Raw genomic sequence first — 19,911 nt, forward strand, 5'->3', positions numbered from 1 at the left:
ACTAAAATATAACAAAATTTTATAAATAAAACGGATTTGAAAATGATTTATTATAATAAAAATATTCTCATGTGCGAAGATATTAAAATTTCCGATTTGGTTAAAATTTATAAAACGCCTTTTTATGTTTATTCAAAAAATGATATTCTTGAAAAAATAAGACATCTGAAAAACATATTTTCCGAATTGAAAGATTGTTCTATAGTTTACGCTATAAAAGCTGAAAATAATTTATCGATATTAAAACTTATGATAGAAGAAGGAATCGGAGGCGATGTAGTTTCTATTGGAGAGATTTTAAAATATATAAAAGCTGGAGGAAAAGCGGAGAATATAGTTTTTTCGGGCGTAGCTAAAAGCGAAGAAGAAATAAAAAAATCTATAGAATTAAATATAAAGAGATTCAATATAGAATCGTTTCCCGAAGCGGTAAGAATAAACGATATTGCAAAAGAATTAAAAAGAAAAGTAAAATGTTCTATAAGGGTAAATCCGAATGTTGACGCTCATACTCATGAAAAAATTACAACGGGAATAAACGGAAATAAATTTGGAGTGAGCATAAAAACCATAAGAGAAAATTCAAAATTATTAAAAAGTTTGGACAATATAGAAATAGAATCTTTATCAATGCATATTGGCTCGCAAATGGTTGATGCAGAACCTTTTTACAGAGCAATAATTGTAATGAAAAGTTTAATCGAAGAAATAAACAACATGGGATTTAATATAAAAAATATAGACATTGGCGGAGGTTTTGGAGTTCGTTATAATAGAGACCATTCGGGATTTGATTTTGATAAATTTAAAAAAGAAAGCATTAACTTATTAAAAGAAATGGCATTAAGCGTAACTGTTGAGCCTGGACGATATTTTGTAGCCGAAGCTGGCGCTTTAATAATGAAAATAGAATATATAAAAGAAGAATTAAACAGAAAATATGTTATTTTAGACGGAGGCATGAACGATTATATTCGAGTCGCGATGTATGAAGCTTATAACGAAATAGCGCCTTTAATTAAAAGAGAAGGTTTTTCAAATTATGATTTTGTTGGACCGATATGCGAAAGTTCCGATATATTTGCAAGCGATAGAGAATGCGCTTTACTTGAATCGGGAGATTATGTGGCTTTGCTTGACGCTGGCGCTTATGGATATAGTATGGCTGGAAATTATAATTCCCGTCCTTTAATCGCTCAAATTATGGTTGATAAAGACAAGAATTATATTATAAGAAAAGAGCAGAGTTTTGAAGATATGATAAAAGACGAGTTATTATAAATTGATATTTTTTAAAAGTAAATTAATTTTTTGTAAATAAAAAAATAGGAGTAAATTATGATAAAACATATAACTAAAGAAAAAACAAAACTTTTTGAAATACTTGCATTTATACTTTTAATAGGAATAAGTTTAGTCTCGCCGATTGCCGTTCATTATTTCGGATTAAAAGGAACTGAATTTTTGCCAATATTTTTCGCTTTATCTTTAGCTTCTTATATTTTAAATCCGCTTTCGCTTATAACTCTTGCAATAATCTCGCCTTTAATTAATTCGATAATAACGGGAATGCCTCAAGTTCCGATATTATATTTTTTAATATTTGAAGGTTTTACTTTTTCGGTTTTAATTTCTTTACTTAAAAATAAATTTTCTTTTTGTATATTAGCGCCTTTATCTTTTATAATTGCAAGATTATCTTCTATTTTGCTTGTATTTTTATTAAAGTCAAATATTGAAATTTGGTTTAACGGATTTTTAAAAGGATATAAAGGAATTATAGTTAATTCTTTATTTGCCATTTTAATTTATTTAATATTCAAAGATAAGAGAAATTAACATTATATACAAAATATTTTATATTGACGATATTAAAGTTTCCGCTCTTGGCGATTTGGATAAAGATTTGGGAGACGAATTAAGAGCTTTCAAAAGAAAAGAAATTAATTTTCCTAAAAAAATTTTAAATGCGTTTATTGAATATTATAAATCTTCAAATTTAAAATCCGATATTTTATTATTTATTCCTTCAAATAAAAATAATAATATAATGAATTTTTTCGCGGATAATATTTCAAAAGAATTAAATATAAAAAAAGAAAATGCGCTAATTTTTAATAATGAAGTAAAAGAACAAAAATATTTGGAAACTCTTAAAGAGAGAGAAGAAAATATAAAAAACGCTTTTAATATAATTTCGCCCGAAAAATTTATAAATAAAAAAATTCTTTTGATAGACGATGTTTTTGCTTCGGGATTTACATTAAAAGAAGCGATAAAATTATTAAAAGAAAACAAAATCAATAATATAGAATGCATAATTTTTTGCTATAGAAATCATATTTTTTTATAATTATTTTGGGAACTTTTTGATTATATATTCGTCTAATTTAAAAAGAATTATTTTAAAAAGGATTAAATTATGTTAAAATATTTATCGATTATTTTATCTTCATTATTTTTGTTTTCTTGCGCTCCTGCAATTCACAGAGTTTATAAACCGCATATTAATTTTTTGCATTTTGACGGAATATTAAATTCAATAATTAAAATATTAATAATAGTCGCTTTGGTATTGCTAATAAAAAATTTATACGATAAAAATAAATCAAATAAAAAAGAATAATATAATTTAAAAGTATTTGTAGATTATGAAAAAATTTATAACGCTTATAGTAAGCAAACCGCATGCAGTAGTTGTAATTTTGGCTTCTTTATTTATTATAGGTTTTATAAGCGTATCAAGATTGGATATTAATTATTTGCCCGATATGGAAATTCCTGTTATAAGCGTAAAAACTAAATATAATAACGCGGGTCCCGAAGAAGTAGAAAAATCTATAACGAGATTAATAGAAGGAGTAGTTTCTTCGGTTAATAATGTAAAAACTATAAAGTCAAAATCTAAAGAATCGGAATCAAATATTGAAATAGAATTTAATTGGGGAACTGATTTAAGAATGGCTGCGGACGATATAAGAGAAGCGATTGATACGATTAGAAATTCTTTGCCTGACGATGCCGACAATCCTAATATATCTAAATTCTCTTCCGACACAACGCCAATAATGGAAATAGCTTTTTTTGGTTCTGATAATTTAGGATATTTATACGATTTAGTAGATAATAAAATTCTTACAAGTTTGAATCAAATAGACGGAGTAGGGCAGACTGAAATTCGCGGCGGACTGAAAAGGGTAGTTTGCGTGGATGTCGATTTGAATAGATTAAATGCATACTCAATTAATATAAACGATATAATGAAAGCTATTGAAAAAGATAATAAAAATATTTTTTGCGGCGAAACTTATGAAGGAGTTTATAAATACGGAATAAGAGCTACGGGAGAGTTTAAAGATATAGAAGATATTGGAGATGTGGTAGTAGAATTAAAAGATAATACATTTCCCGTTAGAGTTAGAGATTTAGCTTATGTTTATAAATCCTATGATAACGAAGCCGAAATTGTTAGAATAAACGGGAATAAAGCTTTAACGGTTGCAATAACAAAAGAGTCGGACGGAAACATAATAAAAATAGCGAGAGATATTGAAAATAGACTTAAAAATATTAATTTGCCCGAAGGATTATATTATAAAATATTATTTGACAGTTCAGAGACTATAAAAAATTCAATTAAAAATGTTGCGGACGCTATTTGGCAGGGCGCTTTATTTTCTATAATAGTTCTTATGATTTATATATGGAATATTAAAAGCGTATTCATAATAGGAATATCAATCCCAATTTCTATAATAACGACTTTTATTCTTATGTATTTTTTCGATATAACTATAAATATAATTTCGCTTTCGGGTTTGGTGCTTGGCGTTGGTATGATGGTTGATAATTCTATCGTTGTTTTGGAAAATATTTTTTATTATTCGTTAAAATATAGCAAAGAAAATAAATTAAATCTTTTAAATAATAATTATAGAATAATACAAAATTTTAAATCTGCAATTTTTGGAGCAAGCGAAGTTTCTCTTGCAATAACCGCGTCAACTTTAACTAGCGTTTGCGTATTTTTGCCTTTTTTATTTGTTAAAGGACAAATAGGGCAGATGTTTAGCGATTTATGCATAACCGTTTCAATATCGCTTTTAACTTCTTTATTTGTGGCTATAACAATAGTTCCGTTACTTGCTTCGAGATTAATTTCAGACGATTATAAAAATAATGAAAACGATAATAAAATAAATATTATATTTTCTAAAATAAAAAATTTTGTTAATAATAATATTCATAGAAATGTAGAAAAATTTTATTTGAGTCTTTTGATAATAGTTATTAAAAATAAAAAGAAAGCATTTGTTTTTATAGGTTCTTCTTTATTGTTTTCGTTGATATTATTATTAAATTTAATAGGCAAAGAAGGTTATCCCGTATCTGACGAAGGAACTATAATTTCAAGATTGAGATTGCCCGTAGGTTCGAGAGTGGAATTTACGGATTCTTTTATTAGTAAAATGGAAAAGAATATAGAAAATAGTTTAAGCAATAATATGGCTTATTATGAATCGAGAGTTAGAACGGGAAGAAACGAGCATCATGGAGAAGTTAGAATAAAATTAGTCGATAAAGAAGACGGTAGAAAATATAAAATAAATCAATATGTCGAAACTATAAGAAATAAAGTAAATAGCTATCCTGGAAGAATAGAGCTTAATTCGGAGAATGTAGCTTTTGGAAAACCTAAAAATTATAGTTCAATTATAATCGAGCTTGTGGGAGATGATTTAGAGAGAGGATATAATCTTTCCGATTCTATTATAAAAACCGTTTCAAAAGTGCGAGGCGTTAGAAATGTATTAATAAAAGAAGACGATTCAAATAGAGAGATTATATTTGATGTAAATAGAGATTTGATTTCAAAAATGGGAGTTAATGTAAATGAAATCGCTCATATTATAAGAACTTCTTTTAGCGGAAATGTCGCAAGTAAAATGAGATTAAAAGATTCTATTAATTTTGATGCGGATATTATAGTTAGACTTGAGAATAAAAACAGAAATAATATTTCAGGAATTAATAAAATAATGATTCCGACTTCTCATGGAATAGTGCCAATATCTTCTTTGGTTAATATTAATAGAGATATGGGACCTACGGAAATAAACAGAAAAGACGAAAAAAGAATAATAGAAATAAGCGCCGATTCTTTTGGAAGACCCGTGAACGATATAGTAAGCGATATAAAAAAAGAAATTAATAATATTTATATTCCAATCGGTTTTTCGGTTAATTTTTCTGGAGACTACGAAGATATGCAAGAGGCTTTTTATCAACTTTTAATTTCTTTAATAATGGCTTTGATTTTCGTTTACGCTATTATAGCGGCGCAATTTGAATCTTATATAATTCCTTTTGTAATATCTTTAGCCGTCCCTTTCGCTTTATTTGGAGCTTTAATATGTTTATATTTTAGCTCCAATACTTTAAATGTTTATAGCGGAATTGGTATAATAATGTTAATTGGAATAGTTGTTAATAACGGAATAGTATTGATTGATTATATGAATAAATTATTTTTGGCAAGGAATATAAGTTGGGAAGTTGCGGCTTTGGAATCTTGCAAAAGGAGAATGCGTCCCGTTCTTATGACTTCATTAACTACAATTTTAGGTTTATTTCCTATGATTATTGAAACGGGAAGCGGAAACGAAATGTATAAACCAATTTCAATTGCGGTTTGCGGAGGTTTAATATTTTCTACAATGTTTACTCTTATTATAATTCCTGCGGTTTATTCAAGTTTTAGAAATAGATTTAAAATTAAAATATATAAAGAATAAAATTTAATCCGATAATAACTATTAATATAAATCATAAAAAGGATAATTGAAATAATGAAAGGAATAATTACAATATTTTTATTAATTTTATCAAACACATTTATGACTTTTGCTTGGTATGGACATTTAAAATTTAATCGAATGAAAGGATTTGATAAATTGGCTCTTCCTTTAGTTATATTAATAAGTTGGGGAATTGCATTATTTGAATATTGTTTTCAAGTTCCTGCAAATAGAATAGGATTTTCAGAAAATGGCGGTCCATTCTCGCTTTTGCAACTTAAAGTAATACAGGAAGTTATAACTCTAACTATTTTTACGATTTTCACTATAATATTTTTTAAAACCGAAACTTTTAAGCTTAATCATTTTATAGGTTTTTTATGTTTGATTCTTGCGGTATTTTTTATTTTTAAAAAATAATTTTTAAATATTTTACGATTTTATACTTCATTTTTTCAAAATTATTATTAAAATTACATATATTTTTTACATTTATCTATGAATTAATCAAGAATTACAAAAAATATTTATAATTTATTTTTAAATATCTAATTTTTTGTATTAAATGTATTATAATTATTGTTAAATTATATAAATTAAGTAAAAATAATTAAAAATTATTAAAAATAAGTGTAAAAATACTTGACATTTATTTTTAAATGGTTTATAATATAAATATATTAAACATTAAGGAGGATTTGCTATGACAAATCGAATAAAAAAATTATTTTTAGTGATTACGGTTATATCCGTAACGAGCATAAGCGCTTTGGCTGGAGTGGTTATACAACCTTCGGGTTTGCCTAAAGCGGCGCAAGATTTTATTAAAAAGTCTTTTCCGAACGACCCTATAGTTTATGCGGAACAAAACAGAAACGACTTTGAAGCCGCTTTAGAAAGCGGAATTGAGATTGAGTTTTTTATAAACGGAGATTGGAAAGAAATATCGTCTCCTTATAAACCTTTGGCTCAAACTTTATTGCCTAATGCCGTTTCAAACGCTCTTAAACAAAAATATCCGCAAGCGAGCATATTGAAAATTCAAAAACAATATAGCAGTTATGAGATAAGTTTGGATAATAGAAGAGAAATCTATATATCCAATAACGGAGAGGTTTTGGGAGAAAAATTAGATTAATATCTAAAAGTCGTAAAGGGGAGTAAATATTTTTATTCCCCTTTTTTTATAAGAAATTAATATAAAAAATATGGAGTTTCATTTTGAAAAATTTTATTGAATTGATAGTAAAAAAGCCCGTTGGGGTTTGTATGGGAATAGTCGCATTGGTTATTTTAGGAGTAATAAGCTTAACGAGATTGCCCGTTGACTTTTTGCCCGATATCGAGCGTCCTTATATAACGGTTAGAACGAGTTATGATAATGCAGGACCAGAAGAGGTTGAAAAATCCGTGACAAGATTGATTGAAAACGCAGTTTCGAGCGTAAATAATGTAAAGTCTGTAACATCTTCTTCAAAAGAGGGAGAATCTAAAGTTACTATAGAATTTAATTGGGGAAGCGATTTGACGAGCGCGACGGCAGATATAAGAGAAGCTCTTGATAGAATAAGAAAAAATCTTCCTGATGACGCCGACAGTCCGACTGTTTATAAATTTTCTACTGATAATATTCCCGTTATGGAAATTTCTTTTTACGGAACTGAAAATTTATCCGCTCTCTATAATTTGGTTGATAATAATGTATTAAATAAAATAGAGCAGGTTGGAGGAGTAGCGATGGCTGATATTAAAGGCGGACTTAAAAGTCAAATAAAAGTCGATATTGATATGAATAGACTTCAGGCTTATGGACTCGATATTAATGCGATAGTAAGAACATTAGGAGAAGAAAATCAGAATTTAGCTGGAGGAGAAACTTACGAAGGAGTTTATAAATATATATTAAGAACTACGGGAGAGTTTAAAACTATAGACGATATAGGAACTGTCGTAGTCGCCTTAAAAAATAATAATACGCCAATAAGATTAAGAGAATTAGCCCATATTTACGAAGGCTATGACGATAAAATGGATATAATTAAAGTAAACGGAACGGCTGCAATTTCGATTTCAATAAATAAAGAATCGGGAGCGAATATGGTTGCCGTTTCAAAAGCGGTAAAAAAGCAGCTTGAAAAACTAAATTTGCCCGAAGGCATAAAATATGAAATTCTTTTTAATAATGCCGACACGGTTAATAAATCAATATCGGGAGTTTTGGATACGGCTTGGCAGGGCGGACTTTTTGCCGTAATAATTCTTATGATTTATTTATGGAATTTTAGAACGGTTTCAATAATAGCGATTTCTATTCCAATGTCGATAATAATCACTTTTACGATTATGTATTTTATGGGAGTTACATTAAATATAATATCTTTGGCGGGATTGGTTTTAGGAATTGGTATGATGGTTGATAATTCTATTGTAGTTTTGGAAAATATATTTTTCTACAGAAATAACGGTTATGGAAAATATTCTTCGGCAATAGAAGGAACTTTTACGGTATCTCTTGCTATTTTAGCGTCAACTTTAACTACAATCGCCGTATTTTTGCCTTTTCTATTCGTTCAAGGACAAACGGGACAAATGTTTAGAGATTTATGCATTACTGTGACGGTTTCTATGATAGCTTCTCTTGGAGTCGCTTTGACTATAGTTCCAATGCTTGGAGCGAGATTAATCACGGGTAAGAAATCAAAAAGATTGGCTAAATTTGAAAACTTTTTTAATAAATATTTTCATTCTAAAGTTAATTTTGTTTATAATAAAATATTGACTTATTCGGTTAATCATAAAAATAGAGTTTTAATTCCTACTTTAAGCATAGTTTTTGCTATTATAATTATAGGTTTAATATTTATAGGAAAAGAAGGTTTTCCCGTTTCTGACGAAGGACAATTTCAAGCAAAGGTTACAATGCCCGTTGGAACGAGAAAAGAACAAACTAAATCTTTTGTAGAAAGAATGGGCAAAGATATTGAAGAGGCTATAGGAGAAGATTTGAAGAGAATACAGACTAGAGTTAGATACGGTTCTTCGGCAAATAAAGGAGAGATAAGAGTTCAATTAAGAGATAAATCTGAAGGAAGAAAATTATCTACTTTAAAATATATGGGTTTATCAAGAAAAAAATTATCGGTTTATCCTGCGAAAATAAGCTTAAAATTAATAACTTCAACAAAAATTATGGGAAATTCGTCTTCTGATGGAATAGATATCGATATTGTCGGCGAAGATTTAGACAGAGGAATAGATTTGGCTGAAAAAATTTTAGTCGCTTTGGAAGATGTGGAAGGACTTAAAGATGTTCGTTTAAGAAGAGACGATTCAAATCCCGAGCTTAATATTTCTATTAATAGAGATTTGGCTTCAAAAATGGGACTTAATATGAAAACTGTAGCTAGTTCTATTAAAACGGGTTTCGGCGGAACTACTGCTACAAGAATGACTCCAGACGGTTCTCTTCATACCGATTTGGATGTTCAAGTTCAATTAAATCAGAGAGATAGAATAAATATAGACGATATTAAAAGAATGCTTATCCCCACTTCATTTGGAATAGTTCCAATATCTTCGATTGCCGATATAAAAAAGACTTTCGGACCTACGGCTATTGACAGAAAAGACGATAGCAGAATAATCACAATAACGGCTTCGGGCGAGGGAAGAGCTATGGATAGAATAATGGCTGATGTTCAATCGGCTATTAATTCAAAAGTCTTTATTCCTTCTGGCTTCAGTATAAATTATTCGGGCGATTACGAGGATATGCAGGACGCTTTCGCTCAACTCTTGCAAGCTATAATTTTAGCTTTGGTTTTAGTTTATGCGGTTATGGCAACTCAATTTGAATCTTATATTGCGCCTTTCGTTATCGCTTTGGCTATTCCTTTTGGTTTTGCTGGTTCAATTTTGTTATTATTAATTACGAGACAAACTTTAAGCGTTTATAGCGGAATTGGAATAATAGTTTTAATCGGAGTTGTAGTTAATAACGGAATTGTCTTAATAGATTATATGAATCAATTAATGCATGAAAAGAAAATAAACGGAGATAAGGCGGCGTTAATTGCAGGACCAAGAAGATTGCGTCCTGTTTTAATGACTTCGCTTACTACAATATTAGGACTTTTGCCTATGGCTTTGGCGAGCGGAGAAGGAAACGAAATGTATAAACCTTTATCAATAGCGTTATTAGGCGGACTTACCGTTTCGACAATGTTTACTTTGGTAATAGTTCCAACCGTTTATGCTGCGATAAGAAATAGAATTCCGCTTAAAGATTATGCCGCTAAAGATACGGCAAGCATTGAAAATAAAGCGAATATTGAAGACGCTTTAGGAGATATTGGAGAATAATAGATTTTTACTAAAAATATAAATTTTTGTTATTAAATCAGATAGGGAACTTTTTTAAAAGTTATTCGTCTAATAAAATATAGAAAATTATATATTGATATTTTTAATTTGAAGTTTATAATAATCGTTTATTAAATATTGTAAACTATCCTTAAACAACGGAGTTTATTGTGAGATTTTATTTATTTTTATTTTTATTTTTGCTTTTTAGTTTTATTATATACGCTCAAGATAACAATTATACTAATGAAACTTCTGCAAATACAAATAATATAAAAGTAAGAATAAATTTGGAAGATGCCTTAAAAATAGCTTCCGAGAACGATAAAACGCTTAAACAATCGGAATACGATGTTAGAATAGCTCAAGCTCAAAAGGACGCTTCTTTTTCCGATTTATTTTTGCCTTCTCTTTCGGTTGGCGGAAGCGTTAATTTAGGCGAACAGCAAGAATTGGGTTCGGAACTTTCTTCAAGTTCAACGACTTGGAGCGCAAACGCCACTTTATCGAAAACGCTTTTTACGGGATTTAAAAATTGGAATACGGATAAAGCTAACGATATAAATTTAAAAATGAAGAAAAACACTTATTATGATAACGCTAAAAGCGTAGATTTAAATACAAAACTTGCATTTTATAACACTTTTATAGCTCAAGAAAATTATAAAGTTTATTTGCAATCTCAATTAAATTATAGCAATAGAATGAATTATAATTATATTCAATATAGAAATGGGCAGGTTTCAGAATACGAATATTTAAATTCAAAAGTTCAATACGAAAATACAAAACCTCAAGTTGTTACTTTAAGCAATCAATACCAAAGTTTAAAATTAACATTTATCCGACAAATAGGACTTACCAATATTGCGGATGAAGTTGAATTAATAGGAAATATTTTGGACGCTACAAATATAATAATTCCCGATATGGAATATGACGATTTGCTTACTATTATAATGAATAATAATGTAGAATTAAACAATATGGAAAATAATTTGCAAATGCTCGAATATAATAAAAAAGTTGCAAGAAGTTATTTGTGGCCCACGCTAACGGGAAACGCGACAGTCGGAGTAAGCAAAGCGGATAAATTAAGAGATTATAAAGGTTATGCGGATAGAAAAGGACAATTTAATTGGGGAGTTGGTTTTTCTCTAAATTATTATCTCGATTCTCTTCTTCCTTTTTCTTCAACGGCAAAGGCGGCGGAACAGATAGATTTGAGTATAAAACAGATGGAATTAAATTATTCGCAGTTAAGAGACACTATAGAGGTTAGCAGCAGAGATTTAATATCAACGGCTCGCTCGCAAGCATTGAATTTAGAATCGCAGGCTGAAAATGCAAGGACGGCGGCTTATGCATTACAAATGGCAGAGAGACAATATAGAGGCGGAAGTATTTCTATGCTTGAAGTGAATGATGCGGAAGTAACTTATTTGAACGCTCAACTTTCGTATTTGCAAGCTATTTATGAATATTTGTCAAGCGCTCTTCAGGTTCTTAAACTTTTAGGAATTTAGATTTATATAAACGATTTAATATTATTAATTAGGAGATTAAAAATTATGAGTTTAAAAAATAAAATTAATATTTTAGTTTTTTTCGTTTTCTTTACATTGTTATTTATATCTTGTAAGAAAAAAGAAGATTTGCAAAGAAAAGAAAATCCTATAAGCGTTTTGGTTGCAGCTCCGATAAGACAGAATCTAAACGAATATTTGGATTTGTCGGCTGAAATTAAGGCTATTAAAGAAGTGGAAATATCTTCCGATGTTCCTGGAAAAATAGCAAATATTCTTAAATATGAAGGAAGTTTTGTTAAAAAAGGAGACACTATAGCTTTAATTGACAGATTCGTAATAGGCGCAAATTATGCATACGCTCCCGCAAGAACTCCGATAGCGGGATATGTTACAACTACTTATATGGCTGTTGGCGCTTCAATAGCGGCTTCAACTCCAATTGCAAATGTGGCGGATATTAGCAAATTAGAAGTTGAAATACAAGTTCCCGAAAGGTCGATTACGGGAATAGAATTAGGGCAGTCGGTATTTATAAGAGTGCCTTCTTCTCCAAATAAAGAGATTGAGGCTAAAATAACAAAGAGAGATTATGCGGTTAATCCTTCAACAAGAACTTTAATGGTTAAAGCCTTAATAGACAATAAAGACAGATTACTTTTGCCTGGAATGTTTTCCGATGTTTCTATTTTATTAAATTCTGCAAATAATGTATTCGTTATACCAAATAGCGCGGTATTTAGCGATGATTTGGGAAAAAATTATATATATGTAGTAAAAGGAGATAGCGTAGTTCCTAAAGACGGAAATATTACAGAAAGCGAAAATACTAACTCTAAATATAGAGCTTATACGAGAGAGGTAAATATATTATTTGTTTCAAAGGATAAAGTGGCTTTAAGCGGCGGACTTGAAGACGGCGAGGAAGTCGTTATGTTTGGTAGAGAATTCTTAAAAGACGGTTCTTTAGTTAATAGAATAGAAAACGACCCTACGATTATGGAATATATAACTCCTTCAGATTCTATAGAAACAAATACAATAATAACGAATGCCTCAACAAATAATAATGCGCAAGTTTCAGCAAATACGAATAATAGAGTTAATAACGATAGAACTATAAAACAAAAAAATAGTTCTACAAATCAAAATAATACTCAAAAAACAAAAAAAGAAAATGTTATTCAAACTCCGCTTATTAATAATACGAATAATTTAAGCACCAATAATATTAATAATTCTAATTCTTTAAAATCGGATATAGTAGAAGGAACGAATACAAATAATAACGAAGAGATTAACGAAGTTTATTCCGTAGGCGGTTAATTAGTTATAAAATAAATAATAATTAAGGAGAATATCAATGAGAAGTTTTATCGAATTAGTAGTAAAAAAGCCCGTAGCGGTTTGCATGGGTATTGTCGCTATAGTAATTTTGGGAATAGTGAGTTTATCGAGATTGCCCGTAGACTTTTTGCCAAATATGGAACTTCCATTTATAAGCGTGAGGACGACTTATGATAATGCGGGACCAGAAGAGGTTGAAAAATCGGTAACGAGATTAATCGAAAGTGCCGTTTCGGGAATTAATAATGTTAAAACAATAACATCTTCCTCAAGAGAGGGAATATCGAGCGTTTTTATAGAATTTAATTGGGGAAGCGATTTATCGAGCGCAACCGCCGATATAAGAGAAGCTTTAGACAGAATAAGAAGTTCTTTGCCAGACGATGCGGAAAGTCCCGCTGTTTATAAATTTTCTACCGACAATATTCCCGTTATGGCTATAGCTTTTTACGGAACGGATAATTTATCCGCTTTATACGATTTGGTAGACAATCAAATATTAAACAGAATAAAGCAAGTCGGCGGAGTCGCAATGGCTGAAATTTGGGGAGGACTAAAAACTCAAATAAAAGTCGATGTCGATATGAATAGACTTCAGGCTTACGGACTCGATATTAATACTATTGTGTCCACGCTTGCTCGCGAAAATCAAAACTTGGCGGGAGGACAAACTTACGAAGGAGTTTATAAATATACTTTAAGAACTACGGGAGAGTTTAAAACGGTAAGCGATATCGGAACGGTTGTTGTAGCGTTAAAAGAAAATAATACTCCTATAAGATTAAGAGATATAGCGAATATTTACGAAGGCTACGATGAAGATATGGATATAGTTAAAGTAAACGGAGCGCCCGCCGTTTCTGTTTCGATAAATAAAGAATCTGGAGCGAATACCGTTGGAGTTTCTGACTCTATTAAAAAACAGCTAGATAATTTGAATTTGCCCGAAGGAATTAAATACGAAGTTCTTTTTAATACCGCCGATACGGTTAATGATTCTATTGCGGGAGTATTGGACGCCGCTTGGCAGGGCGGACTTTTTGCAGTAATAATTCTTATGATTTATTTATGGAAATTTAGAACAGTCGCCATAATTGCTATATCTATTCCTATGTCTATAATAGTGACTTTTACTTTAATGTATTTTATGGATATTACTTTGAATATAGTTTCGCTTTCGGGACTAGTTTTGGGAATAGGAATGATGGTAGACAATTCTATAGTTGTTTTGGAGAATATATTTTTCTATAGAAATAGCGGATACGGAAAATATTCCGCGGCAATAGACGGAACATATACCGTAGCGCTCGCAATATCGGCGTCAACTCTAACGACAATAGCCGTTTTCTTGCCTTTCTTATTCGTTGAAGGAATGACGGGGCAGATGTTTAGAGATTTATGTATTACGGTTACGGTTTCTTTGCTTGCTTCTTTGGCGGTTGCTTTAACTATAGTGCCAATGCTTGGAGCAAGATTAATAACGAGCAAGAAATCAAAACATTTATACAAATTTGAAAATTTCTTTGATAAACATTTTCATTCAAAAGTTAATAATATTTATGATAAAATATTGACTTATTCGGTAAAACATAAGAATAGAGTTTTAATTCCAATTATAAGCATAATTATGGCTATAATAGTTATAGGACTTATATTTATAGGAAAAGAAGGTTTTCCTGAAGCCGATGAAGGACAATTTCAAGCAAATGTTACAATGCCTGTTGGAACGAGAATAGAACAAACAGGCTCTTTTATAGATAGAATGGAAAAAGATATAATGGATGTATTAGGAGACGATATGGAGAGAATACAGACGAGAGTTAGATACGGTTCTTCGGCTAATAGAGGAGAGTTGAGAGTTAAATTAATAGATAAGGATAAAGGCAGAAAAATTGAAACTAAAGAATATGTCGAGCTTGTTAGAAATAAATTGATAAGCTATCCCGCTAAAATTAATGTCGATACCGTAAATAATACTATGGGCGGACGCGGAGGCGACTCTGGAGGAATAGATATTGAAATAATAGGAGAAGATTTAGACAGAGCGGTAGATTTGGGAAATAATATTATAGCGGCTTTGGAAGATGTTAAAGGATTGAGAGATATTCGTTTGAAAAGAGACGATTCAAGTCCCGAGCTTAATATTTCTATAAATAGAGATTTAGCTTCAAAAATGGGATTAAATATAAGCACGGTTGCCAATTCTATTAAAACGAGTTTCGGAGGCACTAAAGCCACAAGAATGACGCCAGAAGGTTCGGCAAATACCGATATCGATGTTCAAGTTCAATTAAACGAAAGAGACAGAATAAATGTAGACGATGTTAAAAGAATGCTTATTCCTACTTCGGCTGGAATGGTTCCCGTTTCTTCAATAGCGAGCATAGATAAAACTTTTGGACCTACGGTAATTGATAGAAAAGACGATAGCAGAATAACTACCGTAACGGCTTCGGGTTATGGGCGTCCTATGAATCAAATTATGGAAGATGTTCAATCGGCTATCAATTCAAAAGTCTTTATGCCTTCTGGATTTAGTATAAATTATTCTGGAGATTACGAGGATATGCAGGAAGCTTTCGGACAACTTTTACAAGCTGTAATTTTGGCTTTAGTTTTGGTTTATGCGGTTATGGCAACTCAATTTGAATCTTATATCGCGCCTTTCGTTATAGCTTTAGCAATTCCTTTCGGTTTTGCTGGCTCTCTTATTTTACTTCTTATAGGAGGCGAAACATTGAGCGTTTATAGCGGAATTGGAATTATAGTTTTAATCGGAGTTGTAGTTAATAACGGAATAGTTTTAATCGACTATATGAATCAATTAATGCAAGAGAAAAAGATAAACGGAGATGAAGCCGCTATGATTGCAGGACCAAGAAGATTGCGTCCAGTTTTAATGACTTCTCTAACCACTATACTGGGGCTTTTGCCTATGGCTTTAAGTAGCGGAAGCGGAAATGAAATGTATAGACCTTTGGCTTTGGCTTTATTAGGCGGGCTTACAATTTCTACAATGTTTACTTTGGTTATAGTTCCTACAGTTTATGCGGCTATAAGAAATAGAATTCCGTTAAAAGATTACGCGGCTAAAGATATTGAAAGCATTGAAAAGAATGAAAATATTGATGACGCTTTGGGAACGGCGGATAAATAATTAGTTAATAAATTTAATAAATAAAGTCGTAAACTATTATTAATTTTAATATAGCTTGCGACTTTTATTAATTTAAATATTATTTACTAGGCTTAAAAAAATTTAATCTCAAAGCGTTAGCAACCACGCAAACTGAACTTAAACTCATAGCAAGCGCGGCAAATATAGGATTTAATAATAAATCTTTTCCCATTATCGCTACTAAAAAATTGCCGATTGACGAATTAATCAAACTCTCTCTAAATATATGCAATAATCCCGCGGCAACGGGTATTCCCAAAACATTATAACAAAAAGCCCAAAAAAGATTCTGCTTAATATCTCGCATAGTAGCCTTGCTTAATTCTATCGCGGTCACAACATCTTTTGTTTTAGATTTAACCAATACTATATCGGCGCTTTCAATAGCGACATCAGTTCCGCTTCCAATCGCTATTCCAACATTCGCTTGAGTTAAAGCGGGGGCGTCATTTATTCCGTCTCCAACCATAGCCACAATACAATTTTTTTCTTGAAGTTTTTTCACTTCTTTTGATTTTTCTTCGGGTAAAACTTCAGAAAGAGCGATATCGATTCCCGTTTCATTTGCAATTGCGTTTGCCGTATTTTTATTGTCTCCCGTTATCATAATCGTTTTTATATTTAATTTATGAAGTCTGTTTATAGTTTCAATACTGTCTTTTTTTAATTTATCGGCGCATGCTATTATTCCTAAAAGTTTTCCGTCTTCGGCTATATACATTGGAGTTTTTCCTTCTTTTGAAAGTTTTTCGGCTTCGTTTAAAAATAATTCTACCAATATACTTTCTTTTTCCATTAATTTTTTATTTCCGATTAAAATTCTTTTTCCGTCTATAATGGCGTCTATTCCAAAACCCGATAAAGCTTTAAAATTTTCCACTTGCAAAAGTTTAATATTTTTTTCTTTCGCTTCTCTAACTATCGCTTCTCCCAAAGGATGCTCGCTTCCGTTTTCTGCGCTTGCCGTAAGTAATAATAATCTTTCTTTATTATTTGAAATAATATCGGTTAGATAAGGTTTACCTTCCGTTAATGTTCCCGTTTTATCGAACATAACGGCGTTTATTTTTTGAGATAATTCTAAAGCTTCTGCATTCTTAAATAAAATTCCAAGTTCCGCTCCTTTTCCCGTTCCAACCATTATAGCGGTAGGCGTGGCTAATCCCAAAGCGCATGGACAAGCAATAACCAAAACTGATACGAATACCGTTAAAGAAAAAACAAAATTATGAGTAGCTATAAACCAAGCTATTGCCGAAATTAAAGCAATCGTTATAACGGCTGGCACGAAATATGACGAAACTACATCGGCAATATGAGAAATCGGCGCTTTTGAACCTTGTGCATCTTCTACTAATTTTATTATTTGAGCGAGCGCCGTCTCTTCTCCAACTTTTGTAGCTTTGAGCTTAAAAGTTCCCGTTTTATTTATTGAAGCGCCAACTACTTTATCGCCAATATTTTTTTCTATAGGAATGCTCTCTCCCGTAAGCATAGATTCATCAACCGAACTATAGCCTTCAATTATCTCTCCGTCAACGGGAATTTTCTCTCCAGGACGAACAATCAAAATATTTCCGACTTTTAAATCTTCAATTTTTATTTCTTTCTCTTCTCCGTTTTCAATTACTCTTGCCATTTTAGGTTGAAGTCCCATAAGTTTTTTTATAGCTTCTCCCGTTTTTCCTTTGCTTCTTGCCTCTAAATATTTTCCAAATTGAACGAGAGTAATTATAACCGCCGCTGATTCATAATATAAATTATCTCCATGCGGATTAAGTCCTATAAAAGACAAAATACTTGAATAAACGCTATAAACAAAAGACGCCGTAGTTCCTATTGCAACGAGAGAATCCATATTCGGCGAGCCTCTGAATAAAGCGGGAAATCCTAAAGTATAAAATTTATAACCAGAAACCATAACGGGAATGCATAATATAATCGCTACTATTGAAAATATTTGAGGATTGGAATGATGCGATAAAATTTCTGGCAGCGGAAGTTTTATAAATTTTATCATTGGAGACATTGAAATATAAAATAAAGGAATTGAAAATATTGCAGAAATAATTAATCTTATTTTTTGCTCTTTAATTTCTTTAGCTTTTTTTTCTGAAATATCTTCTTCTTTACCGATAACCTGATAACCTGATTTTACTATCGTATTTACAATATCTTTATATTTTAATTTTTTATCGTCAAATACCAAAACGGCTTTTTCTGTCGCTATATTTACATTTGCCTCTTTTACTCCTTCCGTTTTTTTTAAAGCTCTTTCAACAGCTCTCGAACATGCGGCGCAATGCATTCCGCCTATTCTTAATGTCATTTTCATTTTATATCTCCAAAAATAATTTTTTATAATTGTTAAAGTTATCTAACAATTATAACATAAAAATATTTTTTTACTATATATAAAATATTTAGCTTTGTATAAATTTTAAAAATTAACTCTCTCCGACTATGTCGCTGACTTCGTCCTAGCAATGACAGAGTAAGCGTATTGTTTTGACATTTTCAATGCATCGTAGTGATAAGAAAAAATAAAGTTAAAAAAAAGAGGCTTACCCTTTCGGATAAACCCCTTAAAATTATATTCCCAAATTAATTAGGACTTCCTGGTATGAACATGTAATTCCACCAAGGCGTATTCCAAGAATCTGTGAATTTTACATATCTTGTAAATGTTTTAACTAATTCTTGAGGTTTTTTACCTAAATATAGTCTATAATCTTGCATTTTTTCAAATCTGTTATCTTGGTTTCTGTCAGGTCCTTCCCACCACCAATAGTAAGAATCAACGCCTGCGCAACCGCTTAAGCCTTCATTAGCCTGTGGATTCATAACCAAAACTTCTAAATAACCTCTTGGGAACTGTCTCGTAAAGTATATCTCTTCATGATAAACGCCATTCCAGAATTTAGACAAAGTTATATTAGCTTCTATAAATGTATGAACTGCGTTTTTAGCGCTTCCGCCTTTTCCATATATTCTTTCAGCGTCACCTTCGCCTATAGCCATTTTATAAATAGCTCCAACTGTCCATTGTCCCGTATGAGCATATTCATGCGTTACGCTATCTGCCCATCCATATCTCTTTGCAGTGCAATTTACATAATCTACTATAACCGCTCCTACAAATTGTTTGATTAATCTGTTATCTGGTTTATAGTAAATATCGCCGTTAGAAGCAAAATAGTAGTAATCTTGTAGATTTCCTTTTTCGTCTTTTGCTGGTAAGCTTTTTTGGAAATCATTAGGTCCATGAGGATTTCTACCATTTCTAATTGCGAAAACTTTACCGTCATTAGCGGCTTTTCTGTTAATTTGGTCGAGCCATAATTGATTTAGTTTTGCACAATCTCTGTAGTCTACTGAAACTTTTTGAGAACTTGCAAAAGGAACATCAACCGTATATACTGAGCCAGCTTCTTCTGGAAGAGTAATTGAACCTGTTCCGCCGCCAGTAGTTCCGCCACCAGAACCCGTTCCGCCGCCAGTAGTTCCGCCACCAGAACCTGTTCCGCCACCACTAGAAGTAGATAAAGAAGTCGATTGAGTTGGGGTATCGCCACCACAAGAAACAATCGTTGCTGCAGAGAATGCAACTACTAAAATTATAACAGCCATTCTCCACAATAATTTTGACTTAAACATAAGAATCTCCTCGTCAAGGTTTCCATCCTCGACTTTAAATATT

General features: G+C 31.1%; 13 protein-coding genes. 11 read left to right on the plus strand and 2 right to left on the minus strand.

From position 1 onward, the window contains the following. Positions 1-42: 42 nt before the first annotated feature. From lysA to EPJ79_RS01690, 11 genes are all read left to right on the plus strand, one after another. Entirely contained in the window at positions 43-1,281 is a 1,239-nt protein-coding gene (lysA, locus tag EPJ79_RS01640) for a diaminopimelate decarboxylase (RefSeq protein ID WP_147738195.1), read from the plus strand. A 57-nt stretch (positions 1,282-1,338) separates the two neighbouring features. Further along, a complete protein-coding gene (locus EPJ79_RS01645) occupies positions 1,339-1,839 on the plus strand; it encodes a hypothetical protein (RefSeq protein ID WP_147738196.1) in 501 nt (166 codons plus the stop codon). Positions 1,840-1,894: 55 nt separating this feature from the next. Further along, positions 1,895-2,353: a ComF family protein gene (locus EPJ79_RS01650; protein WP_147738197.1), complete on the plus strand. Its 459-nt coding sequence runs from the start codon at positions 1,895-1,897 to the stop codon at positions 2,351-2,353. Positions 2,354-2,422: 69 nt separating this feature from the next. Continuing rightward, entirely contained in the window at positions 2,423-2,626 is a 204-nt protein-coding gene (locus tag EPJ79_RS01655; RefSeq protein ID WP_021958965.1) for a hypothetical protein, read from the plus strand. A 25-nt stretch (positions 2,627-2,651) separates the two neighbouring features. Next, positions 2,652-5,795, plus strand: a complete 3,144-nt coding sequence (locus EPJ79_RS01660; protein WP_147738198.1) for an efflux RND transporter permease subunit — start codon at positions 2,652-2,654, stop codon at positions 5,793-5,795. 54 nt (positions 5,796-5,849) lie between these two features. After that, the gene (locus tag EPJ79_RS01665) at positions 5,850-6,218 is read left to right on the plus strand and encodes a DMT family protein (protein ID WP_147738199.1); all 369 of its coding nucleotides are present in this window, start codon (positions 5,850-5,852) and stop codon (positions 6,216-6,218) included. A 283-nt stretch (positions 6,219-6,501) separates the two neighbouring features. Beyond that, positions 6,502-6,936: a PepSY-like domain-containing protein gene (locus EPJ79_RS01670; RefSeq protein WP_147738200.1), complete on the plus strand. Its 435-nt coding sequence runs from the start codon at positions 6,502-6,504 to the stop codon at positions 6,934-6,936. Between the two features lie 83 nt (positions 6,937-7,019). Further along, positions 7,020-10,160, plus strand: a complete 3,141-nt coding sequence (locus tag EPJ79_RS01675) for an efflux RND transporter permease subunit (RefSeq protein ID WP_147738201.1) — start codon at positions 7,020-7,022, stop codon at positions 10,158-10,160. A 170-nt stretch (positions 10,161-10,330) separates the two neighbouring features. Then, positions 10,331-11,686 carry a TolC family protein gene (locus EPJ79_RS01680; RefSeq protein WP_147738202.1) on the plus strand — a complete coding sequence of 452 codons (1,356 nt, stop codon included), beginning with the start codon at positions 10,331-10,333 and terminating at the stop codon, positions 11,684-11,686. Positions 11,687-11,731: 45 nt separating this feature from the next. Beyond that, positions 11,732-13,012, plus strand: coding sequence for an efflux RND transporter periplasmic adaptor subunit (locus tag EPJ79_RS01685; protein WP_147738203.1), 1,281 nt, complete (start codon positions 11,732-11,734; stop codon positions 13,010-13,012). Positions 13,013-13,049: 37 nt separating this feature from the next. Next, the gene (locus tag EPJ79_RS01690; protein WP_147738204.1) at positions 13,050-16,190 is read left to right on the plus strand and encodes an efflux RND transporter permease subunit; all 3,141 of its coding nucleotides are present in this window, start codon (positions 13,050-13,052) and stop codon (positions 16,188-16,190) included. Positions 16,191-16,269: 79 nt separating this feature from the next. Here the strand turns inward: EPJ79_RS01690 and EPJ79_RS01695 are convergent, their stop codons facing one another. Together EPJ79_RS01695 and EPJ79_RS01700 are read right to left on the minus strand one after the other, a co-directional pair. Continuing rightward, positions 16,270-18,546 carry a heavy metal translocating P-type ATPase gene (locus tag EPJ79_RS01695; protein WP_147738205.1) on the minus strand — a complete coding sequence of 759 codons (2,277 nt, stop codon included), beginning with the start codon at positions 18,544-18,546 and terminating at the stop codon, positions 16,270-16,272. Positions 18,547-18,815: 269 nt separating this feature from the next. Continuing rightward, positions 18,816-19,868, minus strand: coding sequence for a hypothetical protein (locus tag EPJ79_RS01700; RefSeq protein WP_147738206.1), 1,053 nt, complete (start codon positions 19,866-19,868; stop codon positions 18,816-18,818). Between the last annotated feature and the right edge of the window lie 43 nt (positions 19,869-19,911).

This window comes from Brachyspira aalborgi (assembly GCF_008016455.1).
GTDB lineage: Bacteria > Spirochaetota > Brachyspiria > Brachyspirales > Brachyspiraceae > Brachyspira > Brachyspira aalborgi.